Genomic DNA, 26980 nt, shown 5'->3' with positions numbered 1-26980 from the left:
TTTTTTTATGCCCTTCGCACCACCCGATGGGAGCGCTTTCCGTTACCACCGGGAGAAGGTTGTTTTCACCTGCCCCCCAGGCCACAGGTGGTTGCGGTGGGCGAAGTTGGCTAGACGTTCGCAAAAAAATGTTCTTCTGTCGAGTATGCAAAGCTTTTTTGCGTATCTGGCCGGGAAAGCTATTTTCCGTCGTCGCGCCAGGGCCAATCGCCGCGGCATACTCGACGCCATGAACAGAGAACATGGCTACACCCTGATGGAAACCCTGGTAACGCTGACACTGATGATGATCCTCAGCGTCGGCGGCCTGTACGGCTGGCAGCGCTGGCAGCAGCAGCAACGACTGTGGCAAACTGCCGTCCAGGTGCGGGATTTTCTGCTCTTTCTGCGCGATGACGCCAACGCCTACAACCGGGACCGCGTGCTTCGCGTCGGCCAGGACGAAGTGGGCTGGTGCCTGAGCGCGGAGGGGGAGGGGCCTGACTGCGCCTCGGGGACATCCTTCACGCTGCGCCCGCGCTGGCCGGGGATCACGCTGGCTGGCGTTACGCCTGGTCTGGGGTTTTATGGTCTGCGCAGCACCGCCTGGGCGGGGAATCTGCGGCTGCAGAGCGCGGCCGGCAGCTGGAGCATTGTGATCTCACACTGGGGGCGGATTCGTTTATGCCGCAGCGACAGCGCAGGAGGGTGTCAGTGAGCCGCCGCGGATTTTCCCTGGCGGAGGCGCTTATCGCCATGGCCATCGGCTCGCTGCTGCTGATGGGGGCCTGCCGCTTTCTGCCTGCCCTGCAGCGTCATATTCTGCGCCAGGGCGAACAGCTGGCCCTGGAGAACGAGCTGTGGCAGCGTGTGCATGCCGTGGGAAAACATCTGCAGCGCGCCGGGTACTGCCGGGGAGCGTGCGGCGGAGCCGGGCTGGAGCTAGCCGCTGGCGGCGAGTGTCTGATTGTGCGCTGGGATGCGAACAGCAACGGGAGATGGGAAACCTCCCCCGCGGCAGCGGCGGAGAGCACCGGCTTTCGCCTGCACGACGGCGCGCTGGAGACCCTGCGCGGGGCCAGCGACTGCCGCGGCGGCGGATGGGAGAAAATCACCAACCCGGCCGCCATCGTGGTGACGCGCTTCTCGGTACAACGTCAAGTCACCCCGGGCTTCGCGCCGGAGCTGAGCGTGACGCTGGCGGCGCGCTCCGCGCAACAGACGGGCCTGACGAGCGAGGTTGAGCAGCGGGTGACGGGGTATAACCTGTGATCCGCCAGCGTGGAATGTCGTCGCTGCTGATGGTGCTCCTGTTGCTGACCCTCGGCAGCCTGTTACTCGAGGGGCTTAACCTGCAGCAGCGGGCGCTGCTGGCGCAAACCGCCAGCGAAACGCAGGCGATCCGCGATACGGCGATAGCCCATTCCGCGCTGCAGTGGGGAAAACAGCAGGTCTGGTCGGCGCAGGTGGCGCTGGCCTGCCGGGAGCAGGCGCCGCAGGGCTGGCGCGCCTGTCTGCGTATCTTCGGCGACGGTTCACTGTTGCTCAGCAGCGCCAGCGGCGAGGTGCAGGTCTGGCAGTCCGGCGAGGTGCGCGGCGGGCAGGTGCGTTTTTCCGGCCACGGCTGGAGCGATTTTTGCCCGCTCAGGGAGGCGAGCTTATGTCAAATGCCCTGAAGCGTCAGCGGGGGTTTAGCCTGCCGGAGACCGTGCTGGCGATGGCGCTGATGGTGCTGACGATCACCGCGCTGGGCGGCTATCAGCGCGGAATGGCGCAAGGAATTGTCCAGTTGAACCAGACCCGTCAACTGTGGCGCGACGCGTGGCGCTATAGCCAGCTCTCCGCGCCGCCGTCGCCGGCACGCGGGCAGGTAAGCCGTATGCAGACATCGAGGCAAAGATGTGTCAGCATCACGGTAACGATCAGTAGACCCGTTGCAAAGCGGGTGCAGATGACCCGGCTGCATTGCCCGGTCAGCCAGTAGTCAGGAGCAATTATGTTAAGGGTATACCACTCAAACCGGCTGGATGTTCTCGAGGCGTTGATGGAGTTTATCGTCGAGCGCCAGCGGCTGGATGACCCTTTTCAGGCCGAAATGGTGCTGGTGCAGAGTACCGGCATGGCGCAGTGGCTGCAGATGACCCTGGCCGCGCGCTTCGGGATTGCCGCCAATATCGAGTTCCCGCTGCCGGCGAGCTTTATCTGGGATATGTTCGTGCGCGTCCTGAAAGATATTCCGGGCGAAAGCGCCTTCAGCAAGCAGAGCATGAGCTGGAAGCTGATGACCCTCCTGCCGCAGCACCTGGAGGAAGACGATTTTATCCTGCTGCGCCAGTATCTGAGTGATGACGGCGACAAGCGCAAGCTGTTTCAGCTGGCCGCCCGGGTGGCGGACCTCTATGACCAGTACCTCGTCTATCGCCCGGAGTGGCTGATGCGCTGGGAGGCCGGCCAGCGGGTGGAAGGTCTCGGCGATGCCCAGCAGTGGCAGGCGCCGCTGTGGCAGGCGCTGGTGAGCTACACCGCCGAGCTGGGGCAGCCGCAGTGGCACCGCGCCAATCTCTACCAGCGCTTTATCAGTACCCTGGAAAAAGCGGACGAACCGCCCGCCGGGCTGCCGTCGCGCGTCTTCATCTGCGGGATTTCCGCGCTGCCGCCGGTCTATCTTCAGGCGCTGCAGGCGCTGGGTAAGCATGTCGATGTCTATGTCTTGTTTACCAACCCCTGCCGCTACTACTGGGGAGACATTAAGGATCCGGCGTTTCTGGCGAAGCTGCTGTCGCGTCAGCGGCGCCATCACCGCGAGGCGCGCGCGCTACCTCTGTTTCGCGACACCGAGCAGGCGCCGGGGTTGTTTAATGACGCCGGGGAACAGGATGTCGGCAACCCGTTGCTCGCCTCCTGGGGGAAACTGGGGCGCGACTATATCTACCTGCTGGCGGGGCTGGAGCGCTATGAGGAGCTGGACGCTTTTGTCGACATCGCCCCCGATAACCTGTTGCATAACCTGCAATCGGATATCCTCGAACTGCGCAACGCGGCGGTGGCCGGGCAGAGCGCAGAGGCATTCGCCCACAGTCGCGACAAACGTCCGCTGACGCTGGATGACCGCAGTCTGAGCATTCACGTCTGCCACAGTCCGCAGCGCGAAGTGGAGGTTCTGCACGATAGGCTACTGGCGATGCTGGAGGCGGATCCGACGCTCACGCCGCGGGATATCATCGTCATGGTGGCGGATATCGACAGCTACAGCCCATATATACAGGCGGTGTTTGGCGCCGCCAGCGGCGATCGCTGGCTGCCGTGGGCGATCTCCGACCGTCGCGCCCGAGAGTCGCACCCGGTGCTGCAGGCGTTTATCACGCTGCTCTCGCTGCCGGACAGCCGCTTCGCCAGTGAAGATGTGCTGGCGCTGCTGGACGTCCCGGTGCTGGCGGCGCGCTTTAATATCACGGAAGAAGGGCTGCGCTACCTGCGCCAGTGGGTGAACGAGTCCGGCGTCCGCTGGGGAATGGATGACGACAACGTCCGTGAGCTGGACCTGCCGGCGACCGGGCAGCATACCTGGCGGTTCGGCCTCACCCGCATGCTGTTGGGCTACGCGATGGACAGCCGCGAGGGAGAATGGCAGTCGGTGCTGCCATATGACGAATCCAGCGGTTTGATCGCCGAGCTGGTGGGCAACCTCGCATCGCTGCTGATGCAGCTTAATCTGTGGCGACGCGGCCTGGCCCAGCAGCGGCCGCTGGCGGAGTGGCTGCCGGTCTGTCGCGATCTGCTGAATGACTTTTTCCTGCCGGACAGTGAGACCGAAGCGGCGCTGGCGCTGATTGAGCAGCAGTGGCTGGCGGTTATTGATAGCGGTCTGGAGGCGCAGTATGGCGAGCAGGTGCCGCTGACGCTGCTGCGCTATGAGCTGGCCCAGCGCCTCGATCAGCAGCGGATCAGCCAGCGCTTTCTTGCCGGCCCGGTCAATATCTGTACCCTGATGCCGATGCGTTCGATCCCCTTTAAGGTGGTGTGCCTGCTGGGGATGAATGACGGGGTTTATCCGCGCACGCTACCGCCGCTGGGCTTTGATTTAATGAGCCAGAAGCCGCAGCGCGGCGACCGCAGCCGGCGCGATGATGACCGCTATCTGTTCCTCGAAGCGCTGATGTCCGCCGAGCAGACGCTGTATATCAGCTATATCGGCCGTTCGATCCAGGACAACAGCGAGCGTTTTCCTTCGGTGCTGGTGCAGGAGCTGGTGGATTATATCGGCCAGAGCCACTGTCTCGCCGGTGACGAAGAGCTTGACTGCGACGCCAGCGAAGCGCGGGTTAAAGCCCATATCACCCATCTGCATACGCGCATGCCGTTCGACGTTGCCAATTTCCAGGAAGACGAGAACAAGAGCTACGCTCGTGAATGGCTGGCGGCCGCCGGCCAGCAGGGAGAGGCGCATAGCGATTTTATACAGCCGCTCACCGCGCCGCCGATTGACAGCCTGCCGTTCGATCAGCTTCTGCGCTTCTGGCAGCACCCGGTACGCGCGTTCTTTCAGCAGCGTTTGCGGGTCAATTTCCGCGCCGAAGAGGACGATATTCCAGACGACGAGCCGTTCACTCTTGAAGGGCTGAGCCGTTATCAACTGAATCAGCAACTGCTCAATACGCTTATTGAGGAGCAGGACGTCTCGGCTATGTTCCGCCGCTTTCGCGCCGCCGGCGAGCTGCCGTATGGCGCCTTTGGCGAGCTGGTCTGGGAGACGCAGCGCCTGGAGATGCAGGCGCTGGCCGAGCGGGTGATGGCCGAGCGCCAGCAGGCGCAGAGCATGGAGATCGATCTGCAGTGCGGCGGCGTGAACCTGACCGGCTGGCTGCAGCAGGTGCAGCCGGACGGTCTGCTGCGCTGGCGGCCTTCGCTGCTGAGCGTCTCCCAGGGGATGCAACTTTGGCTGGAACACCTTGTCTACTGCGCCAGCGGCGGCACCGGCGAGAGCCGGCTGTTTGTGCGGAAAGAGGGAGAGTGGCGCTTTCCGGCGCTGGCGCCCGCCGAGGCGCAGGCGTACCTTAACGAGCTGGTGGATGGCTATTTGCTGGGGATGTCGCAGCCGCTGCTGCTGCTGCCGGAAAGCGGTGGCGCCTGGCTGAAAGCCTGTTACGACGCCGAAAAGGATGTCATCTTAATGGACGAAGAGACGCAGCAGAAAGCGCGGAGCAAATTCCTGCAGACCTACGAAGGGAACATGGTGGTCAGCGGGGAGGGCGCCGATATCTGGTATCAACGCCTGTGGCGTTCGCTGGAGCCGGCGCATTACGAAGAAATCATTGCCCAGACGCAGCGTTATCTGTTACCGCTATATCGTTACCATCGGTCCACACAAATTTAAATAGTATAAAAATTGCGCACTGAATGGCGGTTCATTTAATATGCGCAACGTATCACGGACTGATGGACATAAAAGGCTGCACGCTGTGCAGCGCAAGTTTGTTAATGATGAGGTTCGTGAATGCCCCGCAGTTTATGGTTCAAGGTTTTTGTTGTGCTGGCCGCCCTCTGGGCGCCGTTTAGTCAGGCCGACACCGGATGGCAGCCGATTCAGGAGACGATCCGCAAAAGCGAAAAAGATACGCGTCAGTATCAGGCGATCCGCCTTGATAACGACATGGTCGTGCTGCTGGTTTCCGATCCGCAGGCGGTGAAATCGCTGTCGGCGCTGGTGGTGCCGGTGGGATCCCTGCAGGATCCGGCAGATCATCAGGGGCTGGCGCATTTTCTGGAACATATGACGCTGATGGGGTCGCAAAAATATCCCCAGCCTGACAGCCTTGCAGAGTTTCTTAAGCTGCACGGCGGCAGTCATAACGCCAGTACCGCGCCCTACCGCACCGCGTTTTATCTTGAAGTGGAAAATGATGCGCTGGACGGGGCCGTAGATCGCCTGGCCGACGCCATCGCCGCGCCGCTGCTGGATAAAAAATATGCCGACCGCGAACGTAACGCGGTCAACGCCGAGCTGACGATGGCCCGGACGCGAGACGGGATGCGCATGGCCCAGGTCAGCGCGGAGACCATCAACCCGGCTCACCCGGCGGCCCACTTCTCCGGTGGCAACCTCGAGACGCTCAGCGATAAGCCCGGCAGCCCGGTGCTTGATGCGCTGCACACCTTCCGCGATAGCTGGTACTCCGCCAATCTGATGAAAGCGGTGATCTACAGCAACAAGCCGTTGCCGGCGCTGGCGCGCATGGCTGCGGACACCTTTGGCCGCGTGCCGAATCGTCAGATCAGCAGGCCGGAAATTACCGTCCCGGTGGTCACGGATGCGCAAAAAGGCATCATTATTCACTATGTGCCGGCGATGCCGCGTAAAGTGCTGCGCGTCGAGTTTCGCATCGACAACAACAGCGATCGCTTCCGCAGCAAAACCGATGAGCTGGTCACCTATCTTATCGGCAACCGCAGCCCGGGCACGCTCTCTGACTGGTTGCAAAAACAGGGCCTGGCGGAAGGTATCCGCGCCGATTCCGATCCGGTGGTAAACGGCAACAGCGGCGTACTGGCGATCTCAGCCACCCTCACCGACAAAGGCCTGGCGCACCGCGATGAAGTGACGGCGGCCATTTTCAGCTACCTCGACCTCCTGCGTACTCAGGGCATCGACAAACGCTATTTCGACGAACTGGCGCATGTGCTGGCGCTCGATTTCCGCTATCCGTCGATCAACCGCGACATGGACTACGTGGAATGGCTGGCGGACACCATGATCCGGGTGCCGGTCGAGCATGCGCTGGACGTGGTAAATATTGCCGACCAGTACGACCCGCAGGCGATCAAAGACCGGCTGGCGATGATGACCCCGCAGAACGCCCGCATCTGGTATATCAGCCCCCAGGAGCCGCATAACAAGACGGCCTACTTTGTCGATGCGCCGTATCAGGTGGATAAGATTAGCGAGCAGACGTTCGCTGACTGGCAGCACAAATCGCAGGCCATCCAGCTGCAGCTGCCGGCGCTCAACCCCTATATTCCGGATGACTTCACCCTTAGCAAAAGCGATAAAGCCTGGCCGCATCCGCAGCTGATCCTGGATGAACCGACGCTGCGGGTGGTGTATGCCCCGAGCCAGTATTTTGCCAGCGAGCCGAAGGCGGACATCTCCCTGGTGCTGCGTAACCCTCAGGCGATGGACAGCGCTCGCCGGCAGGTGATGTTTGCCCTCAACGATTATCTCGCCGGCATCGCCCTCGACCAGCTCAGTAACCAGGCGGCGGTCGGCGGCATTTCGTTCTCTACCGGCGCTAATAACGGATTAATGGTCAATGCCAACGGCTATACCCAGCATCTTCCGGCGCTGTTCAGCGATCTGTTGCAGGGATACTTCAGCTATACGCCGACCGAGGAGCAGCTGGAGCAGGCCAAATCCTGGTATGCGCAGATGATGGATTCCGCCGAGAAAGGCAAAGCCTACGATCAGGCGATTATGCCGATCCAGATGGTCTCGCAGGTGCCGTACTTCCAGCGCGAAGTGCGCCGGGCGCTGCTGCCCTCCATTACCCTTAAAGAGGTGCTCGACTACCGCGCCAACCTGAAAACCAGGGGGCGTCCTGAACTGATGGTGATCGGCAATATGACCGCCGATGCCGCCACGACCCTGGCCCGCCAGATCCAGCAGCAGCTGGGCGCTGACGGCAACGAATGGTGCCGCAATAAAGACGTGGTGGTGAACCGGCAGCAGCTGGCGATCTTCAACAAAGCGGGCAACAGCACCGACTCCGCGCTGGCCGCGGTGTTCGCGCCGCCCAATGTTGATGAGTTCAGCAGCACCGCCGCCAGCACCCTGCTGGGACAGATTATTCAGCCGTGGTTCTACAACCAGCTGCGTACCGAAGAGCAGCTCGGCTACGCGGTCTTTGCCTTCCCGATGAACGTGGGGCGCCAGTGGGGCATGGGCTTCCTGCTGCAGAGTAGCGATAAGCAACCGGCCTTCCTCTGGCAGCGGTTCCAGGCCTTCTTCCCCACCGCGGAGGCGAAGCTGCGGGCGATGAAGCCGGAAGAGTTTGCCCAGCTCCAGCAGGCGGTGATAAGCCAGATGCTGCAGGCGCCGCAGACGCTGGGCGATGAAGCCTCGAAACTGAGCAAAGATTTCGATCGCGGTAATATGCGTTTTGATTCACGTGATAAAGTAGTGGCTCAGATTAAACTGCTGACGCCGCAAAAACTTGCCGACTTCTTCCATCAGACGGTGGTGGATCCGCAGGGCATGACGATCTTGTCCCAGATTTCCGGTAGCCAGAATGGCAAAGCGGACTATGCCCAGCCGAAAGGCGGCAAAGTGTGGGAAAACGTCAGCGCATTGCAGCAATCCTTACCCCTGATGCGAGAGAATGAATGACCGACACCGCTGAGTCTTTGGATCCCCTGCGCTTGCCCCTGATCGGCGAGCGCCTGATAGAAGCCTCTGCGGGCACCGGAAAAACCTTTACCATCGCCGCGCTGTATCTGCGGCTGCTGTTGGGGCTGGGCGGTGAGGCCGCCTATCCCCGCGCCATCAGCGTTGAAGAACTGCTGGTGGTGACCTTTACCGAGGCGGCGACCGAAGAGCTGCGCGGCCGTATCCGCAGCAACATCCACGAACTGCGCATCGCCTGCCTGCGCGGCGAATCCGACAATCCGCTCTACAGCGCGTTGTTGGCGGAGATCGCCGATAAAGATGACGCTGCGAAGACGCTGCTGCTGGCTGAACGGCAGATGGACGAGGCGGCGGTATTCACCATCCACGGCTTTTGCCAACGGATGCTGAGCCTTAACGCCTTCGAGTCGGGCATGCTGTTCGAGCAACAGCTGATCGAGGATGAATCCCGTCTGCGCTATCAGGCCTGCGCCGATTTCTGGCGCCGCCACTGCTATCCCCTGACCCGCGATATCGCTGCGGTGATCCACGACGTCTGGAAAGGGCCGCGCGATCTGCTGAAGTCCCTTGACCGCTGGCTGCAGGGCGAAGCGCCGCAGCTTAAGTCGCCGCCAGCCCCTAACGAGACGCTGGCCGAACGCCATCAGCAGATCATCGCCCGCATTGACTCGCTCAAGCAGCAGTGGCGCGAGCAGGTGGGCGAGATCGAAGGCGTGCTGGAAAATTCCGGCCTTGACCGGCGGAAGTTTAATCGCGGCAACCAGGGCAAGTGGATGGAGAAAGTGAACGCCTGGGCGCAGGAAGAGACGTTAAGCTACCAGCTGCCCGACGCGCTGGAGAAATTTGCCCAGTCGTTTCTGCTCGAGCGCACCAAAGCCGGTGGCGAACCGCCGGTGCATCCCCTGTTTAGCGCCGTAGAGTCGTTGCTGGCCTCCTCGCTGACGCTCACCGATCTGGTGCTGGCGAGAGCGATGGTCGAGATCCGCGATGCGGTCGCCCGCGAAAAGCGCCGCCGCGGCGAGCTGGGGTTTGACGATATGCTCAGCCGGCTTGACGAGGCGCTGCGCGGCGACAGCGGCGAGACGCTGGCCAGCGCCATTCGCCAGCGTTTTCCGGTGGCGATGATCGATGAATTTCAGGACACCGACCCTCAGCAGTACCGGATTTTTCGCCGCATCTGGCGCCGGCAGCCGGAGACGGCTCTGCTGCTGATCGGCGATCCGAAGCAGGCCATCTACGCCTTTCGCGGCGCCGATATCTTTACCTATATGAAAGCGCGCGGCGACGTTGCCGCGCACTACACCCTCGATACCAACTGGCGCTCCTCGCCGGGCATGGTGGGCAGCGTCAATCGGCTGTTCAGCCTCAGCGATAACCCCTTCATGTTCCACGAGATCCCGTTCCTGCCGGTGAAGGCGGCGGCGAAGAACAAGGGGCTGCGCTTTACCGTTGACGCGGCGGACGTACCGGCGATGAACGTCTGGCTGATGCCCGGCGACACCGTCGGGTCTGGCGATTATCAGACCTTTATGGCGCAGCTCTGCGCCACGCAGATCCGCGACTGGCTGAGCGCCGGTCAGCGGGGGCGCGCGCTGCTGTGGCGCGGGGAAACCTCGCGCCCGGTACAGGCTTCGGATATTACCGTGCTGGTGCGCAACCGGCTGGAGGCGGCGCAGGTGCGTGAAGCGCTGCAGACGCTGGGTATTCCCTCGGTCTACCTCTCCAACCGCGACAGCGTTTTTGAGACGCTGGAGGCCCAGGAGCTGCTCTGGCTATTGCAGGCGGTGCTGGCCCCGGAGCGGGAAAATACCCTGCGCAGCGCGCTGGCGACGTCGATGTTTGGCCTGACCGCGCTGGATATTGAAAACCTGAACCAGGATGAGCAGGCGTGGGACGCGCTGGTGGAAGAGTTCAGCGAATACCGCCAGATTTGGCGGCAGCGCGGAGTGATGCCGATGCTGCGGGCGTTGATGACGGCCCGACATATCGCCGAGAATCTGCTGGCGACACGCGGCGGCGAGCGGCGCTTAACCGACATTCTGCACATCAGCGAACTGCTGCAGGAGGCGGCCAGCCAGCTGGAAAGCGAGCATGCCCTTGTGCGCTGGCTGGCGCAGCATATCGCCGAGCCGGACAGCAACGCCGCCAGCCAGCAGATGCGTCTCGAAAGCGATAAGCACCTGGTGCAAATTGTCACTATTCACAAGTCAAAAGGGCTGGAATACCCCCTGGTCTGGCTGCCGTTTATCGCCCGGTTTCGTAAACAGGACCAGGCGTTTTACCACGATCGCGAGACGTTCGCGGCGGTGCTGGATCTGGGCCAGGATGAGGCCAGCCTCGAGCTGGCGGAGGCGGAACGACTGGCGGAAGATCTGCGCCTGCTGTACGTGGCCCTGACCCGCGCGGTCTGGCACTGCAGCCTCGGCGTGGCGCCGCTCAGCAGCCGGAAATCCGGCAACAGCGATTTCCACCTCAGCGCGCTGGGACGGCTGCTGCAGGCGGGCGAAGCCATGGACGCCGCCGGGCTGGCTGCGCGGCTGGCGGACTTCTGTCATGGCGATATTGCATTACAGAGACCGGGCGAACTGGATCTCACCCCGTGGCAGGCGCCTGCGGCGACCATCCCGCGATTGTCGGCGCGCGAGCTGCAGCGCCGCATTGCCGACGACTGGCGGGTGACCAGTTACTCCGGACTGCAGCAGCATGGTTTCAGCGGCGGGCAGGATTTGCTGCCGCGTCTGGATGTTGATGCCGCCGGCGTCGGCGAAGTCGTGGAAGAGCCGCAGCTGACTCCGCACCACTTCCCGCGCGGCGCCGCGCCGGGGACCTTCCTGCACAGCCTGTTTGAGGAGCTGGACTTCACCCAGCCGGTGCCGGAAGGGTGGATGGCGGAGAAGCTGCAGCTGAGCGGGTTTGACGCGCAGTGGGCGCCGGTGCTGACCGACTGGCTGGGGGGCGTGCTGAAGACCCGCCTGCCGGGGCCGGATATCGCGCTCAATCAGCTTGCGTCGCGGGATAAACAGGTGGAGATGGCATTTTACCTGCCCATCGCCCAGCTGCTGACGGCGGAGCGCCTTGACGCGCTTATCCGCCAGTACGATCCCCTCTCTGCCGACACGCCGCCGCTGGATTTCCGCCAGGTGCGCGGCATGCTGAAGGGCTTTATCGATCTGGTCTTCCGTCACGAAGGCCGTTATTACCTGCTGGATTACAAATCCAACTGGCTGGGGGAAGATCGCGAGGCCTACACCCGGCCGGCGATGGAGCAGGCGATGCGTGCCCACCGCTACGATCTACAGTATCAGCTGTATAGCCTGGCGCTGCACCGCTATCTGCGCCACCGGCTGGCCGATTATGACTATGACCGCCACTTCGGCGGCGTGATTTATCTTTTCCTGCGCGGCATGGACGGGCAGGAGGGGGGGCAGGGGATCTTCACCACCCGGCCGGTGCGACCGCTGATTGACGGTCTGGATCAGCTTTTTGCCGGAGAAACTCAGGAGGAGGCCTCATGACTTTCGAACAACTACTGCTGGCGGCGGTGGAGCAGCGTCTGCTGCGGCCGCTGGACGTCCAGTTTGCACTGATGGTGGCGCAAAACGACCCGCCGGCGGTCAAGCTGGCGGCGGCCTTGCTGAGCCGGGATGCCGGCGAGGGGCACGTCTGTCTGCCGCTCTCGCGGTTGAGCGGCGACGAGGCGCTGAGTGGTAAAGCGGGGGAGATCCGCGATCGGCTGCTGGCCGAAGCCGGCGCGCCGGAGGACTGGCCCGCACTGCTGCTCGCGTCGTCGGCGGTGAGCTGCGGCGATGCTCCGGCGCCGATGATTTTGTGCGGCGACCGGCTCTATCTGAATCGGATGTGGCGCAACGAGCTGACCGTCGCCCGCTTCTTCAATGAAGCCAACCGGGTGCTGGAGATGGATGAGGCCCGGCTGGCGTCAACCCTGAATGCCCTGTTCCCTGCCACCGGCGAAACCGACTGGCAAAAAGTGGCCGCGGCGGTGGCGCTGACCCGCCGCATCTCAGTGATCTCCGGCGGTCCCGGGACCGGGAAGACCACCACCGTGGCGAAGCTTCTGGCGGCGCTGATCCAGATCGAAGACAGCCCACGCTGTCGTATTCGCCTGGCGGCACCGACGGGGAAAGCGGCGGCGCGTCTGACCGAATCGCTGGGCGCGGCGCTGAGAAAATTGCCGCTGACCGACGCGCAGAAAGCGTTGATTCCCACCGAGGCCAGCACGCTGCATCGTCTGCTGGGCGCCCAGCCAGGCAGCCAGCGGATGCGCTATCACGCCGGCAACCCGCTGCATCTGGACGTGCTGGTGGTGGATGAAGCCTCGATGATCGACCTGCCGATGATGTCGCGGCTTATCGACGCGCTGCCGGCCCACGGGCGGGTGATTTTCCTCGGCGATCGCGACCAGCTGGCCTCCGTAGAAGCGGGGGCGGTGCTGGGGGATATCTGCGCCTGGGCGAGTTCGGGCTATACCGCCGCGCGGGCGCAGGAGCTGACCCGGCTGACCGGTTCGCCGGTGCCGGCGGGCGAGGGGGCTATCGCGGGCGCGCTGAGAGACAGTTTGTGCCTGCTGCAAAAGAGCTATCGCTTCGGTAGTCACTCCGGCATCGGGAGCCTGGCGCGGGCGGTGAACGCTGGCGCGCGCGCGGAGGTGAAGGCCACGCTGCGCCAGCCGTTTGACGATATCGCGCTTCATCCCCTCAGCACGACCGAAGAGTACGAAGCCATGCTCGGCGCGGCTCAGCAGGGCTATGAGCGCTACCTGCAGCTGCGCCGCGAGCGGGCCGAACCGCAGGCCATGCTGGCCGCTTTCAGCGAATTCCAGCTGCTGTGCGCGCTGCGCGAGGGGCCGTACGGCGTGAGCGGCGTCAATGAGCGGCTGGAGCAGCGGCTCAACCGCCAGCGGGCGATCGCCCTGCCGCGCCACTCTCGCTGGTATGATGGCCGACCGATCATGATATCGCGCAACGACAGTGCGCTGGGGCTGTTTAACGGCGATATCGGCATCGCCCTGGAGCGCAACGGCGAGCTGCGGGTGTGGTTCCTGATGCCCGACGGCGCCATCAAGTCGGTGCAGCCGAGCCGTCTGCCGGAGCATGATACCGCCTGGGCGATGACCGTGCATAAATCGCAGGGCTCGGAGTTCGAACACGCGGCGCTGATCCTGCCGGCGCGCAGCGTCCCGCTGGTGACCCGCGAACTGGTCTATACGGCGATCACCCGCGCGAAACGGCGGTTGTCGCTCTATGCCGACGAGCAGGTGCTCTCCCAGGCCATTGTGACGCGCACCGAACGGCGCAGCGGCCTGGCGGAGATTTTCGCCGGGCGCGAAACCCCATGAGACGCCGAGTCCGGGCGATGGAAAATGCTGCAGCCGTCGCCCGGGCTGGCGGAAAAATCAGTAACTAAAGAACAGAGGGAAAAGCCAGAGCGCCGAGATCGAGTTCATCGCGAAAAAGCGGACTGCTGCGCCGCCGGCCAGCGGTGGGGTGAAACAGCGGGCACAAAAAATCACCAGCGAGGAGATGAGAAGATTCATGCCGGACGTCAGGGCCAGCAGAAATAATATCGCGATGGCGGCGCCGAGCGCGGCATAGCCATGCTGATGATGGCGCTGGTTATCCCAGAGGAGCAGTATCATCAGCAACCACGGATAGAGGGCGACCGCGGTGGTAATGAGATTAATATGTCTGACCAGCCAGTTCGGTTTGGGTTCCATTCTTTAAGCGATCCTTGCAGGGCGGGTGGCGGCCGCGGCGCCAGTCGACGTCCTGTCGACAGCCAATAGCATATCGGTGAGCCAGCGAGAAAGAAATGGCCTGCGCGGAAACCAGGAATTTCGCCCGCGTGCGTACGCCAGGCTGGCGGGAAGAGGGGCGGGAGACCGGCCGGGGATAAAGCGATAAGCGTCGCGCTATCCCGGGCCGTTAGATAGAGAGGAGAAGGGCTTAAGCGAGGTCGGCCATCAGCACCTTCGACCGGCGCTGATAGTTATACATCTGCTTTTTACTCTCCGGCAGCAGGTCGATATCCACCGGCGTGAAGCCGCGCTCCTGGAACCAGTGGATGCTGCGGGTGGTTAACACGAACAGCTTGCTCAGTCCCATCTGCCTGGCCTGAGCGGCAATACGCTCCAGCAGCACCTCTCCCCGCGACGAGCTCCGGTAATCCGGATGCACCGCCACGCAGGCCATTTCGCCGATCTTCTCTTCCGGGAAAGGATAGAGGGCGGCGCAGGCGATGGTGGTGTTATCGCGCTGAATAATGGTGAATTTGTCGATCTCCATCTCCAGCTGTTCGCGGGAACGGCGTACCAGAATGCCCTGCTGCTCGAGCGGGCTTATCAGCTCAAGAATACCGCCGATATCATTGATGGTCGCCCGACGGATCTGCTCCGCGCTCTCCATGACGATCTGGGTGCCGATGCCGTCGCGTGAAAACAGCTCCTGCAGCAGCGCGCCATTTTCCTGATAGCTGATCAGGTGGCAGCGCCGTACGCCGCTGCGGCAGGCCTTCACCGCCCCGCGCAGGAAGCGCACGGTGCCGGAGTTATAGTCTTCGTCTGCTTCCAGCTCTTCGACGCGGGCTTGCGCCTCATTAGGGAACAGTTCGGAGACAATTTCCCCGGCCTGGTTGTAAACCCCTTGCGACGAACAGAAGCCGATCATTTTCTCCGCCTTCAGCTTGATGGCCAGCTGGGTAGCGATCTCTTCCGAAGTCAGGTTAAAGCTCTCGCCGGTGACCGACACCGCGACCGGCCCCATCAGGACAATGGCGCCGCTGTCGAGCTGACGATGAATCGCCTCTTCGTCAATGCGGCGAATGCGTCCGCTGTGGCAATAATCGACGCCGTCATCGACGCCCAGCGGCTGGGCAATGATAAAGTTGCCGCTGACAACGTTGATATGGGCCCCCTGCAGCGGGGTGTTGTTGAGGCTCATCGACAGACGGGCGGTGATCTCCAGCTGCAGCATCCCCGCCGCCTGCTTAACCAGCTCCAGCGTTTTGGCGTCAGTCACTCGCGTCTGCTTGTGATAGACCGGCTCGTGATGGTGCTCGGCGAGGTTAGCGTCAATCTGCGGTCGAGCGCCATAGACCACCACCAGACGGATGCCCAGGCTATGCAATAATCCTATGTCATTGACAATGTTCGAAAAATTCTCATGCTCAATGGCTTCGCCGCCCAGCATGATGACAAACGTTTTTCCCCGATGGGCATTAATATAGGGAACAGAATGGCGGAATCCTTCTACCAGTTCAGTGCGACGTTCCTTCACCATGACAAACCCTCAATGCATGATTATTCGTAATTATTGTATTTTTATTCTGTTTTGCCGTTAAACGCAAGTGCCAATTTTAGGCTAAGTCGCGAAAAACATGTGACCCGGCGCAGGGTGTCAATGAATGTTTACCCTTTTATAGATGACAGGTTATATGCCTTTCGTTAAAGTTTCTGGTCAATCTGTTTGTTTTGGGTACAAATGCGTTTTTATTGCTTGGGAGTGGCATGTCGGGAAACAACTCAGGATTAAGCCGTCGCCGTCTGTTGCAGGGCGCGGGCGCCATGTGGTTAATGAGCGTGAGCCCTGTCGGGTTGGCCGCCGCCGCGCGGGTGGTCGCCGTTCGCGTCTGGCCAGCATCGACCTACACGCGTGTCACGGTAGAATCGAATCATGTGCTGAAATACCGGCAGTTTGCCCTCAGTAATCCGGAACGAGTGGTAGTGGATCTGGAAGGGGTTAACCTGAACTCTGTGCTGAAAGGCATGGGCGGCCAGATCCGCGATGACGATCCCTTTATTAAGTCCGCCCGCGTGGGCCAGTTTGATCCACAAACCGTGCGCATGGTCTTTGAGCTCAAGCAGAACGTCAAGCCGCAGCTGTTTGCCCTCGCGCCGGTGGCTGGCTTTAAAGAGCGTCTGGTGATGGACCTCTACCCCGCCAACGCCACCGATGTTCAGGATCCGCTGCTGGCGCTGCTCGAGGATTACAACAAAGGCGACCTGGAGCGTCAGGTGCCGCCGGCGCAAAGCGGGCCGCAGCCGGGCAAAGCCGGGCGCGACCGGCCGATTGTCATCATGCTCGATCCCGGACACGGCGGCGAAGACTCCGGCGCCGTGGGAAAGTATCGCACCCGCGAAAAAGACGTGGTGCTGCAGATTGCCCGTCGCCTGCGGGCGCTGATCGACAAAGAAGGCAATATGAAGGCCTATATGACCCGCAACGAAGACGTGTTCATCCCGTTGAAAGTGCGTGTCGCCAAGGCGCAGAAGCAGCGCGCCGACCTGTTCGTGTCGATTCACGCCGATGCCTTTACCAGCCGCCAGCCCAGCGGCTCTTCGGTGTTTGCCCTCTCCACCAAGGGGGCCACCAGTACCGCGGCAAAATATCTCGCCCAGACGCAGAACGCCTCGGATCTGATCGGTGGGGTCAGCAAGAGCGGCGACCGCTATGTCGACCACACCATGTTCGATATGGTGCAGTCTCTCACCATCGCTGACAGCCTCAAATTTGGCAAGGCGGTGCTGGAGAAAATGGGCAATATCAATAACCTGCACAAGAACCGGGTAGAACAGGCGGGCTTTGCGGTGCTGAAGGCGCCTGACATCCCCTCCATTCTGGTGGAGACGGCGTTTATCAGTAACGTGGAAGAAGAGCGAAAGCTGAAAACGGCCAAATTCCAGCAGGAGGTGGCCGAGTCGATCCTCGCCGGGATTAAAGCCTACTTTGCCGATGGCGCGACGCTGGCCCGCCGCGGATAACCACACAGGAAAGGGACATGGCCTTACTGAAAAGCGCCCATGGCGGCAATATCCGCGAGGCCGCCGCCCTGCTGGGCATAGCCCCCGGCGAGCTGCTGGATTTTAGCGCCAACATCAATCCGCTGGGGATGCCTGCCTCGCTCAGGCAGGCGATCGTTGACAACCCAGGCTGCGCCGAACGCTACCCTGACGTCGAGTATCAACAGCTGCATCAGGCGCTGGCTGCCCACCATCAGTTGCCGGCGGCGCATATCCTCGCCGGCAACGGCGAAACTGAATCGATCTTCACCCTCGTCCACGGCCTTAAGCCGCGGCGGGCGATGATCGTCATTCCCGGTTTTGCGGAGTACCGGCGGGCGCTGCAGACGGTGGACTGTGAGGTGGTGGAGTATGCCCTGCGGGAGCGCGATGGCTGGCAGCTGACCGACGCGATCCTCGATGCCCTGACTCCGGCGCTGGACTGCCTGTTTCTCTGCACCCCGAACAACCCCACCGGCCTGCTGCCGGAGCGGGGCCTGCTGGAAGCCATTGCGCAGCGCTGCCGGGCGCTGAACATCAGCCTGATCCTCGATGAGGCCTTCCTCGACTTTATCCCCGACCAGCCGGGGTTTATTCCTCTGCTGGCGCAGCATCCGCACGTCTGGGTTCTGCGATCGCTGACCAAATTTTATGCCATTCCGGGGCTGCGTCTCGGCTACCTGCTGAACGCTGATGCCCAGGCGGTGGCCCGACTGCGCGCGCGACAAATGCCGTGGTCCATCAACGCCTATGCCGCCCTGGCCGGGGAAATTATTCTCCAGGATCGGGCGTATCAGCGGGCCACCTGGCAGTGGCTGCAGGAGGAGGGAGCGCGTTTCTATGCGCAGCTGCAGGAGATGGCCGGGCTGACCGTGTGGCCCGGGCGTGCTAACTACCTGTTCTTGCGCTGCGACAGAGCCGATTTTGACCTGCAATATGCCCTGCTGCGCCAGCATGTGCTGATCCGCAGCTGCGCCAACTACCCGGGGCTGGATAGCCGCTATTTCCGCGTGGCGATCCGCAGCGCCGAGGAAAACGACCAGCTGCTGGCGGCGTTGCGCCGGGTGCTGGCCTGAGGCCTACTGCAGGATGACGCCCCCGGGCACCATCGCCAGCAGATGCTGCTGCGGCCAGTGGGCGGCGATATCGCTCTCTGCCAGCCGCCATTGCAGAAATTCGACGTCATGCCGACGGCGGTCCAGCAGCAGGCCGACGACGCTGCCGCTGTGTGCCACGTTGAGACCATAGAGCCCTGCGCTTTCCACCAGGTCCAGCAGCGCGTCAAACCCCGGCTTAGGCAACAGCTGCTGGCTGGCAATGGCGCTGATGGTTGCTGCTTCGCCCAGCAGCTGCGGGTTGCCGCAGTGGCAGGCCTGTTGAACTTTCTCCCACGCCAGCTGCAGCCGGGAGGCGTTTGCCAACAGGCCCGGCTCGCGCGGCAGCTGGTGATAGTCGGTGGTGCGCAGCGTCAGCGGGCTCTCCAGCACTAACAGGTCGAGCGCCGGCGGAGGGGGACAGGCGATTTGCGTGGCGGCGGTATTATGGTCGAACAGCGTCAGCTGGCGAAACAGGGTGCTGTCGGTAGGCTCCAGCGCGACGCACAGGCGCGCCAGCGTCGGCTCATCCAGTAGATGGCCCAGATGATGGGCGGTGGCGACGGCGGTGGCAGCGATATCGGCGGTGCTGCTGGCCATCCCTTTGGCCACCGGGATCGTTGAGTGCAGGGTGATGCGGATCTGCTGGCTCAGCGCTGGGGGGTAGCCCCAGTGGGCCAGCAGCTGGTCGACCATCGCCCGCGACAGCGGCCGCTCGTCTTTTCGCGGTACCCCGGTCTCGACCTCGACGGTGCTGTACCAGTCCACCGGACAGGAGACCAGCTTTTCGCTGCCGAGGATCCAGCCCTGGATAAGTTCTCCGCACGAGGCGGGACATTGTGCAACAGCCACGTTTTCACCTTTCCGCTTACCTTCGCCAGGGCGCATAGTGGCATGGCGACCCGCCGGTTACCATGATTCTCCGCAAGAGGAGGCGCGTCGTTTATGCCGACACCGCCAGCTCGCGCGCCTGCGGCAATGCAAGACGCATGACGTCGCGGGCAATCATTAGCTCTTCATTGGTGTTGATCACCGCCACTTTGACCAGCGCATTATCCGCCTGAATAAAGGTCGCGCTCCGCTGGTTTTTCTCGTCGTCCAACGCGAGGCCGAGAAAATGCAAATTGCGGCAGATCGTCGCCCGCGCCCGGGCGGAATTCTCGCCTATGCCGCCGGTAAAGATCAGCGCGTCCAGACCTCCCATCTGCATGATATAGCTGCCGATAGTCGCGCGAATGCGTTCGGCAAACAGGGACAGCGCCAGAGCCGCCCGTTCGTTGCCGGCGTCGGCTGCCTGTTCGACGTCGCGGTAATCAGAGGACACGCCGGAGACGCCCAGCAGCCCGGATTCATTATTCAGCAGCTGGCTGAGCTGCAGGGCGGATTTCCCTTCTTTCTCCACCAGCCAGGGAAGGATCGACGGGTCGATATCGCCGCTGCGGGTGCCCATCATCACCCCGGACTGGGGAGTAAAGCCCATTGAGGTATTCACCGACTGCCCGCCTTTGATGGCGCAGACGCTACAGCCATTGCCCAGATGGCAGCTTACTACCCGCAGGGCGCTCAGCGGTACGCCCAGCTTTTCCGCCAGCGCGCTGCTGACATAGTAATGGCTGGTACCGTGAAAACCGTAGCGGCGAATGCCCAGCTCGGCGTAATAGCGCCAGGGAAGGGGATAGAGCCAGGCCTCCGGCGCCAGGGTCTGGTGAAAGGCGGTATCAAAAACCGCCACCGCCGGTACCGCGGGTAACAGCTGGCGAAAGAGACGTATGCCCAGCGCATTGACCGGGTTATGCAACGGCGCCAGCTCCGCCAGGCGCTCGATCTCCCGCAGGGTATCGTCGCAGACCAGCGCGGCGTCTTTGAAGCGTTCGCCGCCGTGGGCGACGCGGTGGCCAACGCCGTCGATCTCCTGCAGGCTGCTCAGGATCCCGCGGCCGGTCAGCGCCTCCAGCAGCAGGGTCACTGCCTCATGGTGATCGGCGATGGGCAGCGTCTCCTGCCATTTCTGTGCCGACGTTTTCAGCGTGAAGCGGGCCTCGGGCAGGCCGATACGTTCGATCAACCCCTGACAGAGCAACGCCCCCTGCGGCATGTTAAGCAGCTGAAACTTCAGGGAGGAGCTGCCGGCGTTAATCGCCATGATTTTATAGGTCATTGATATTCCTCTGCATTCAGGCAGGCGAACAGGTCATCAAGCCCGTCGCCGGTTAACGCGCTGGTGATAAAGATATGTCCGGCGCCCGCCGGCTCGAGCCATGTCCGGACCTGTTGCAGACGGGGCGGGGCGGCCAAATCGGCTTTAGTGATCACCCCGATGACCGGGCGGTTCATCGGGGCGGTAAACCCCGGAGAAAAGGGTGACCAGGGCGCATCGGCATTTAGTACCAGCGCGATGACATCGGCCTCGCAGGCGCTGGTGAGCAGTGCACTGTACAGGCAGCGGTTTTCCAGATATTCCCCGGGGGTATCGATGGCGGCCGGCGTCCAGACGATGGCCTGGGTTTTCTGATAGCGCAGGGTTTCGCCACGCAATACCTGGGTCAGCGAGGTTTTGCCGCACTGGCTGGGTCCGATTAGCATCAGGCGTTTCATGGGCTCAGGTCCGGGTAATTGGGCAAGCGGTGAAGCGCATCAGCTCACCGAGGGTGCGGGTGACCTGCCTGAGCGCGTACTCCACGGCGGAGACATCGCCGGTCAACACCACCGCGCCGGTGAAGCGATCGAGAAAACCGATCTCCACCGCGCCGGACTTGGTAGCGATGTCGCAGGCGATAATCGATGCTTCACTGGGGGTAATGGTAAGAATGCCGATGGCGGAGACCGCGTCCGGCAGACCCAGCTTTTTGAACAGATCTTTGCCAGGATTGGCAATGAGATGCGCCAGAGTGACCTGTTTGCCCGGGACATACTCCTGGATCATGCGTTCGGTAGGGGTTTGCGGTTCCATTATCCCTCCATCAGCTGTTGCCACAGCGCATCGTGCGGTCGCGGGATCACTGCCCGGTGAACCAGTAATCCTTTCTCGCCTGCGCTGTCGCTGGCCACCGTGACGGCGTTGTCGACATCGGCGATATCACCCGCCACCACCATGTAGCATTTGCCGCCGATACCAAACGCCATATGGACCCGCACCAGGGTGACGTTGGCCGCTTTCACCGCGTGGTCGGCGGCGCTGATGCACGCCGCCACGCTCCAGGTTTCGACGATCCCCGCCGCCTGCCGCTGCCCGACCACGTTGAGACCGCTGATCGCCGGTAGTACGCTGGGGTGAATGTTGGCCAGCACCAGGCTGTCCACCAGCATCTCCCCGGCGCGCGCGGTGCCGGCGGCGATTGCCTGCTGCACGGCGCCGATGTCGCCGCCGAGCATCAGCAGGAATTTCCCGGGGCAAAGGGTTCTGCAGAGCAGGAGCTGTACGTTCGCGCTTTTCAGCATGACGTCGCCCAGCTCCATCCCCCTGGCGATGCTGGTCAGTTCTAAAATTCCGATAGCCTGGGTCATGATTAACCTCTTACAAGCGTAATGGCCTGCTCCGTGATGGCGGAGACCAGGCCGTCAATACTGGCGTGCACCGGCGCGCCGAGGGCGTCGGCGGGGATATCCGCCAGCACCTGGCCGCGCGTTACCCGCTCTCCCGGCGCGACGCAGGGCACGGCGCTGATGCCGATATGCTGGCGCAGGGGCAGGGTGACGCAGGCCACCTCCGGTTCCACCGCCGTCAGCGGCGCTTCCTGATACCAGGGATCAAGTCCCAGTTTGCTGATGAGCCGCTTGACCGGCACCAGGCGGTGCTTCGCCATCTCGTCCGCCGGACGCAGCGGTCCGTCGTAGCGCAGGTTTTTCGCCCTCAGCTCACGTTTCAGCAGACGGTTGATGCGCATGGGGGAAATACCCACCGGGCAGGCGACGCTCTCGCAAACGTTGCACTCCGAACAGGTCAGGGCGCTGAGCAGCAGCGACGGGGTGGCCGCCTGGCGATAGTTCACCGCCCGCACCAGCAGATGAGGGGAAAGCTCATGGCCGATCAGGTGCCGGGGGCATAAATCTGTGCATAAACGGCACTGTTCACAGACGGTGCGGGCGATGGCGAGCAGCGTTCGTTCATCCTGCCGCCGTCGCTGGATCAATGGATGGTTGCCCGGGAGCACCAGCAGGCCGCCGGTGGTTTTGGTGACCGGTGTCTCGAGGGAGGTAATAAGCGAGCCCATCATCGGACCGCCGTTGATAAACCCCGGATCGTCAACCGTCGCGCCGCCGGCCAGATCCAGCACCTCGCGCAGCGATATACCCAGTGGTACGGCCAGCGTCAGCGGACGGGCGACGGCGCCATTGACGGTCAACGTCCGGCGAGTCACCGGATAGCCCTGTTCCACGGCTCTGGCGATATTGAGCACGGTCTGCACGTTATTGACCACCACGCCGACGCTGACCGGCAGCGCGGCAGGTGGTATGCGGCGTCCCGTCGCCAGCCAGATAGTGAGCACCTCATCCCCGGCCGGATAGACGTCAGGCAGAATATGCAGCCGGGCCCATTCCGGGAGTCGTGGGGTTAATGCCGCAATCGCCGGAGCATATTTCGCCTTCAGGGCAATGATCCCTTCCCGGGCGCCAGTGGCGGTCATCGCGTAACCCAGGCCGCGAATCAGTCGGTCAGCCTGCTGAGCCATCAGCTGTTGGTCAACCTTCAGCATCGGTTCGCATTCGGCGGCGTTCACCAGCACGGTGTCCACCCGGGCCTGCAGTTTGATGTGGGTCGGAAAGCCTGCGCCACCGGCTCCTACGACGCCAGCGGCCCGAACGCGTTCGCGGATCTCCGCTGCATCAATGCTTGATAGTGGCACTATCGCTTCACTCATTGCAGGTTCTCCAGCAGTTGCGCGATGGCCGCGCCATCGACCGGACGCGGGTTGGTGCGCAGGGTGGCGTCGGCCAGCGCGGCCGGCACCATGGCGGGAATTCGCGATAAGAAAAGGGGATACTTTTCCTGCAGCGCGCCCTTGAGGGGGGGAATGGCGCACTGCTGTTTCAGCGTTTCCACCGCGGTAAGCAGCGCCTGGAAAGCCTCCTGTTCGCCAGCTGCGGGCGGGCAGAAGCGGCAGGCCCTGGCCAGGCGTGCATAGCGCTTAGCCGCTCGCGGCTCGCCGGCATTGAAGCGGATCACCGCGGTCAGCAGCAGCGCATTGGCCAGGCCATGGGGGAGGTGAAACTGGCCGCCAAGCTGATGGGCGATCGCATGATTGAGCCCAAGGCCAGCCTGGCTAAAGGCCATACCGGCGAGGGTTGATGCATTGTGCATTTTGCTGCGGGTCGCAATGCAGTCGCCCTGACGAATCGCAACGGGCAGGGCGCGAAACACCAGCCTTACGGCCTTTTCCGCCAGCGCATCGGTAAAATCGGTGGCCTGCGGCGAGACCCATGCCTCCAGGGCGTGGGTCAGCGCGTCCAGCCCGGTATGGGCTGTGATGGTGGGCGGTACGCTAACCACCAGCGTCGGGTCGATGATCGCCATGTCGGGACAGAGCGCCTCATGGAACAGCGGGTACTTGATCCCTTTTTCCGGGTCGCTGATGACGCAGGCGCTGGTCACTTCCGAACCGGTACCGCTGGTGGTGGGGATCGCCACGCAGGTGTCAACAGGCAGACCGCCCTGCTGGCTGAACCAGACGATAGCCTTGGCGGCATCCATCGCCGAGCCGCCGCCGAAGCCGATCACCACCTGCGGACGCAGGGCCTGCATCTGCGCTATCCCTTTCGCCACGGTGTGAATGGTCGGATCCGGTGTAATATCGCTGAACACGCTGACGCGGTTGCTGGCGGGCAGCGCGGCGCGCAGTCGGTCAAGCAGCGGCGAGCGCGCCAGGAAGCCGTCGCAGACGATCCAGATGTGCTGATGGCTAAAGCGCTGCAGCGCGGCCAGGCTGCCCGGGCCGCTGTAGAGGCGCATTTGCAGAGAAAAGGTATGCATGGCGCCCCCGGTTAGCGAATGGAAAAACCGTTGGTCAACACGCAGCGCCGCAGGCGGGCGAACGTCCGCGCGGAGGTGGTGCCTTCTCCGGTTGGCGTGGCGATGGTGAAGGTGGTAAACCCTTCGCCGCCGACGCCGATTCCCGCGTAAGACGGGCCATTTTTGACAAAAATGGAGGTCTGCAGCGTGCGTGCCGCCAGATTGAGCCGCGAAACATTCTGCGAGTGCATAATGGCGGTGTGGTGCAGACCCTCCTCAACGCGCAGGGCCAGCGCCAGGGCGCTGTCAAAGTCGGCGACCCTGACGATCGGCAGCACCGGCATCAGCTGCTCGCAGGTCACCCAGGGGTCGTTCGCCTCCACCTCGGCTATCAGCAGGCGAGGGGGGCGAGGCGGAACGGCGAGACCCGCCGCCGCCAGCAGCGCAGCCGGGCTTTTACCGACCAGTTTTTTATTCGCCGCTCCGTCGGGCAGGCAGACGGCACGCAGGGTATCGGCCTCCTGTCGGCTCAACAGCAGCGCGTCAAAATCCTGCATCTGCTGGATCAGGCGGTCAGCGACGGAGGCGACGACGATCAGGCTTTTTTCGGCGATACAGGGCAGGTTGTAATCGAAGGCGGCGCCGCTGATGATATCTTCGGCGGCTTTGACGAGATCGGCGGTTTCATCAACGATGCACGGCGGATTGCCGGCGCCAGCGCCGATCACTTTTTTACCGCTTTTCATGCCCATCGCCACAATGCCAGGGCCACCGGTGATAGCCAGAACGGCAATCAGCGGGTGGGACATCATTTGCTGGGTGGCTTCAAAGGTCGGCTCGGCAACGGTCACCACCAGGTTACGGATCCCGCTGCAGCGGTAGGCGATCTCTTCGATCCTGGCGATAAGCTTCAACGAGACCTTTTTCGCGCCGGGATGGGGGCTGAAATAGACGCTGTTACCCGCCGCCAGCATGCTGATACTGTTGTTGATAATGGTTTCCGTTGGGTTGGTGCTGGGCGCCACGGCGCCAATAACCCCGAACGGCGAGTACTCAAACAGCACCATCCCGCCATCGCCGGTGAGGGCGCTGGTAGTGAGATCTTCTATGCCCGGCGTGTTTTCAAGAGCGGCTTTATTTTTCAGATATTTATCTTCTTTGTTGCCCATGCCGGTTTCCGTGGCGCTCTCTTCCGCCAGCGTCGCCAGCTCGGGGGCCAGCGTCTCCCGCAGGGCGCTGATAATGGCGCTGCGGGTTTTTAGCGGACACTGCTGATAGCGGAGAAAAGCCTGATGAGCGGCGTCGATGGCGCTGCCGACATCGCAGAAAATGCCCTGCTCTTGCTGAGGGGCAGGGGGCGTCGGCGCGAGCTTTTCACTGAGGATGGTGCGGATAAGGGTTTCCAGTTCTGCTGTATTCATTGATGAGTTCTCACGTTAATGGCCGCCATGGCAGCCTGTGCAATAGCCATATCCTGCTCGACGCTGCCGCCGCTAATGCCGAGGCCGGCTATTAGCTGGCCATCGCGCCACAGCGGATATCCGCCGCCAAAGGTGACGACTTTGCCCTGCAGATGGCTCTCCAGACCGTACAGCGCAGCGCCTGGCTGTACGGTCGTCGCGAGCTCGTGGGTGGCGGTTTTCATGGCGACGGCGGTCCAGGCTTTTTTCGGCGCCAGCTCGCTGCTGACCAGCAGCGCATCGGGCATTCGCCAGGTCACGGTTTCGGTGCCGTGTGCGTCAACGATGCTGATCACCACCGGCACCTGCAGCTGGCGGGCGTGTTCAATGGCCTGACGGATGAGCTGATGCAGCTCGTGAAAGGAGAGCGACCCGGCCTGGGCTTTGGGCGCGTCGGGCGCAGGCGACCCGCTGGCGGCCAGATAGCGGGCCGCGATCTCCGTCACAAGGCGGCGCTGGTGAGCGGCATGATCCTCGCTGCGCGCCAGGGCATACAGGCAGTCAGATAAGCGGTTCAGATAACGCAGCAGTATCTGACGGATAGTAACCTCTGCCGCCAGCTCGACCAGCCGGCGCTCCGCCCGTCTGGCAACGGTGCGGGCCAGGTGCAGACGGCTGGCGGCTTCACAGCGTCCGGGCAATACAAACTGGTGCAGCGCCGGCACGCGGGCCATCTCGCGATCGATGGTCTGCTCCAGCAGGGCAATCTCTTCGCTGCTGATATAGCGCTTACCCGGTGATGGCTGTTCGCTGTCGCTGGCGAGCTCCGCGCTGAACCAAAAAATGTGCTGCTGCAGGGCTTCGAGCAGGGTGCGCTGTTCCTCTTCAGCGACGGCGCAGACGCACAGGCTCAGCATGGCGTTCAGTTCATCCAGGGTGCCGTAGGCTTCGACGCGCGGATGCGTCTTGCTGACCCGCTGGCCGGTAAAGAGTGATGTACTGCCGGCATCGCCGGTTCGGGTATAGATAGCCACAGGCGCCCCCTTAGCGTGAAAGTGAGTCAACAATGCCCACGACGGCAAGATCGATGGCCTCATTCGGGCCGCTGAAAACGTGGCGTGCGCTCGAGCCGCTGCAGAGCAGCACCAGCTCGCCGACGCCAGCGCCAACCGAATCTACCGCCACTTCATCGCCGCTCGTGGGGAGAATCGGACGATCGTCGTCCGCGCTTACCCGGCGCACCAGCAGCAGTTTTTTGCCGTTCAGAGAGGGCGATTTTTGCGTCGAGACGACGGCGCCGGTCACGCGTGCCAGATGCATAGTTCACTCCTGCTTAATCAATTGAACATGCCGCGCGACGGCCGCCTC

General features: G+C 62.6%; 22 protein-coding genes. 10 read left to right on the top strand and 12 right to left on the bottom strand.

From position 1 onward, the window contains the following. Nucleotides 1–145: 145 nt before the first annotated feature. The 8 genes from HMPREF9538_RS0128060 (at nt 146) to recD (ending at nt 13733) form a co-directional block, all read left to right on the top strand. Entirely contained in the window at nt 146–697 is a 552-nt protein-coding gene (locus HMPREF9538_RS0128060; RefSeq protein ID WP_002915932.1) for a prepilin peptidase-dependent protein, read from the top strand. After that, nucleotides 694–1251: a prepilin peptidase-dependent protein gene (locus tag HMPREF9538_RS08760; protein WP_009485674.1), complete on the top strand. Its 558-nt coding sequence runs from the start codon at nt 694–696 to the stop codon at nt 1249–1251. The genes HMPREF9538_RS0128060 and HMPREF9538_RS08760 overlap by 4 nt, the downstream gene beginning before the upstream one ends. After that, entirely contained in the window at nt 1248–1655 is a 408-nt protein-coding gene (locus tag HMPREF9538_RS08765; protein ID WP_020317270.1) for a DUF2509 family protein, read from the top strand. Before HMPREF9538_RS08760 ends, HMPREF9538_RS08765 begins: the two co-directional genes overlap by 4 nt. Further along, nucleotides 1640–1963, top strand: a complete 324-nt coding sequence (locus tag HMPREF9538_RS08770) for a prepilin-type N-terminal cleavage/methylation domain-containing protein (protein ID WP_009485672.1) — start codon at nt 1640–1642, stop codon at nt 1961–1963. Before HMPREF9538_RS08765 ends, HMPREF9538_RS08770 begins: the two co-directional genes overlap by 16 nt. 12 nt (nt 1964–1975) lie before the next feature. After that, nucleotides 1976–5353: an exodeoxyribonuclease V subunit gamma gene (recC, locus tag HMPREF9538_RS08775; RefSeq protein WP_009485671.1), complete on the top strand. Its 3378-nt coding sequence runs from the start codon at nt 1976–1978 to the stop codon at nt 5351–5353. Between the two features lie 120 nt (nt 5354–5473). Then, entirely contained in the window at nt 5474–8359 is a 2886-nt protein-coding gene (gene ptrA, locus HMPREF9538_RS08780) for a pitrilysin (protein WP_009485670.1), read from the top strand. Further along, complete coding sequence (gene recB / locus HMPREF9538_RS08785) at nt 8356–11892, top strand: exodeoxyribonuclease V subunit beta (protein WP_009485669.1); 3537 nt, start codon at nt 8356–8358, stop codon at nt 11890–11892. Before ptrA ends, recB begins: the two co-directional genes overlap by 4 nt. Further along, nucleotides 11889–13733 (top strand): exodeoxyribonuclease V subunit alpha, encoded by a 1845-nt coding sequence (gene recD / locus HMPREF9538_RS08790; protein ID WP_004900323.1) that lies wholly within the window; start codon nt 11889–11891, stop codon nt 13731–13733. Before recB ends, recD begins: the two co-directional genes overlap by 4 nt. A gap of 57 nt (nt 13734–13790) precedes the next feature. Here recD and HMPREF9538_RS08795 read toward each other — a convergent pair whose 3' ends face one another. Then, nucleotides 13791–14111 (bottom strand): hypothetical protein, encoded by a 321-nt coding sequence (locus HMPREF9538_RS08795; RefSeq protein WP_009485668.1) that lies wholly within the window; start codon nt 14109–14111, stop codon nt 13791–13793. 229 nt (nt 14112–14340) lie between these two features. Continuing rightward, complete coding sequence (gene argA / locus HMPREF9538_RS08800) at nt 14341–15672, bottom strand: amino-acid N-acetyltransferase (protein ID WP_004149616.1); 1332 nt, start codon at nt 15670–15672, stop codon at nt 14341–14343. Between the two features lie 227 nt (nt 15673–15899). Here argA and amiC point away from each other — a divergent pair, with 227 nt between their 5' ends. Further along, nucleotides 15900–17153, top strand: coding sequence for an N-acetylmuramoyl-L-alanine amidase AmiC (amiC, locus tag HMPREF9538_RS08805; protein WP_004900318.1), 1254 nt, complete (start codon nt 15900–15902; stop codon nt 17151–17153). A 17-nt stretch (nt 17154–17170) separates the two neighbouring features. Beyond that, entirely contained in the window at nt 17171–18247 is a 1077-nt protein-coding gene (gene cobD / locus HMPREF9538_RS08810; protein WP_004143954.1) for a threonine-phosphate decarboxylase CobD, read from the top strand. 3 nt (nt 18248–18250) lie between these two features. On the opposite strand, the gene HMPREF9538_RS08815 is transcribed toward cobD, so the two are convergent. The 10 genes from HMPREF9538_RS08815 to HMPREF9538_RS08860 all read right to left on the bottom strand — a co-directional run bounded on the left by HMPREF9538_RS08815 (nt 18251) and on the right by HMPREF9538_RS08860 (nt 26932). Continuing rightward, a complete protein-coding gene (locus HMPREF9538_RS08815) occupies nt 18251–19117 on the bottom strand; it encodes an L-threonine kinase (RefSeq protein ID WP_020317261.1) in 867 nt (288 codons plus the stop codon). 91 nt (nt 19118–19208) lie between these two features. Then, complete coding sequence (locus HMPREF9538_RS08820; RefSeq protein ID WP_009485665.1) at nt 19209–20423, bottom strand: acetate/propionate family kinase; 1215 nt, start codon at nt 20421–20423, stop codon at nt 19209–19211. After that, nucleotides 20420–20860, bottom strand: a complete 441-nt coding sequence (gene pduV, locus HMPREF9538_RS08825) for a propanediol utilization protein PduV (RefSeq protein ID WP_009485664.1) — start codon at nt 20858–20860, stop codon at nt 20420–20422. Before pduV ends, HMPREF9538_RS08820 begins: the two co-directional genes overlap by 4 nt. A gap of 4 nt (nt 20861–20864) precedes the next feature. Beyond that, complete coding sequence (gene pduU / locus HMPREF9538_RS08830; protein WP_002915850.1) at nt 20865–21215, bottom strand: propanediol utilization microcompartment protein PduU; 351 nt, start codon at nt 21213–21215, stop codon at nt 20865–20867. Beyond that, on the bottom strand, nt 21215–21769 hold the full coding sequence (gene pduT / locus HMPREF9538_RS08835) for a propanediol utilization microcompartment protein PduT (RefSeq protein ID WP_009485663.1): 555 nt from the start codon (nt 21767–21769) through the stop codon (nt 21215–21217). The genes pduU and pduT overlap by 1 nt, the downstream gene beginning before the upstream one ends. Before the next feature lie 2 nt (nt 21770–21771). After that, nucleotides 21772–23124, bottom strand: a complete 1353-nt coding sequence (locus tag HMPREF9538_RS08840) for a 4Fe-4S dicluster domain-containing protein (RefSeq protein WP_009485662.1) — start codon at nt 23122–23124, stop codon at nt 21772–21774. Further along, on the bottom strand, nt 23121–24233 hold the full coding sequence (pduQ, locus tag HMPREF9538_RS08845) for a 1-propanol dehydrogenase PduQ (RefSeq protein ID WP_009485661.1): 1113 nt from the start codon (nt 24231–24233) through the stop codon (nt 23121–23123). Before pduQ ends, HMPREF9538_RS08840 begins: the two co-directional genes overlap by 4 nt. Before the next feature lie 11 nt (nt 24234–24244). Further along, nucleotides 24245–25633 carry a CoA-acylating propionaldehyde dehydrogenase PduP gene (pduP, locus tag HMPREF9538_RS08850; RefSeq protein WP_004143947.1) on the bottom strand — a complete coding sequence of 463 codons (1389 nt, stop codon included), beginning with the start codon at nt 25631–25633 and terminating at the stop codon, nt 24245–24247. After that, entirely contained in the window at nt 25630–26646 is a 1017-nt protein-coding gene (gene pduO / locus HMPREF9538_RS08855; RefSeq protein WP_015958921.1) for a two-domain cob(I)yrinic acid a,c-diamide adenosyltransferase PduO, read from the bottom strand. The genes pduP and pduO overlap by 4 nt, the downstream gene beginning before the upstream one ends. A 10-nt stretch (nt 26647–26656) precedes the next feature. Then, nucleotides 26657–26932: a EutN/CcmL family microcompartment protein gene (locus tag HMPREF9538_RS08860; RefSeq protein WP_002915814.1), complete on the bottom strand. Its 276-nt coding sequence runs from the start codon at nt 26930–26932 to the stop codon at nt 26657–26659. Nucleotides 26933–26980: the final 48 nt, after the last annotated feature.

The sequence above is a fragment of the Klebsiella sp. MS 92-3 genome, from assembly GCF_000195655.1.
GTDB lineage: Bacteria > Pseudomonadota > Gammaproteobacteria > Enterobacterales > Enterobacteriaceae > Klebsiella > Klebsiella pneumoniae.
Note: the sequence above shows the minus strand (reverse complement) of the source record. Positions and strands in the feature narration are given on the sequence as shown.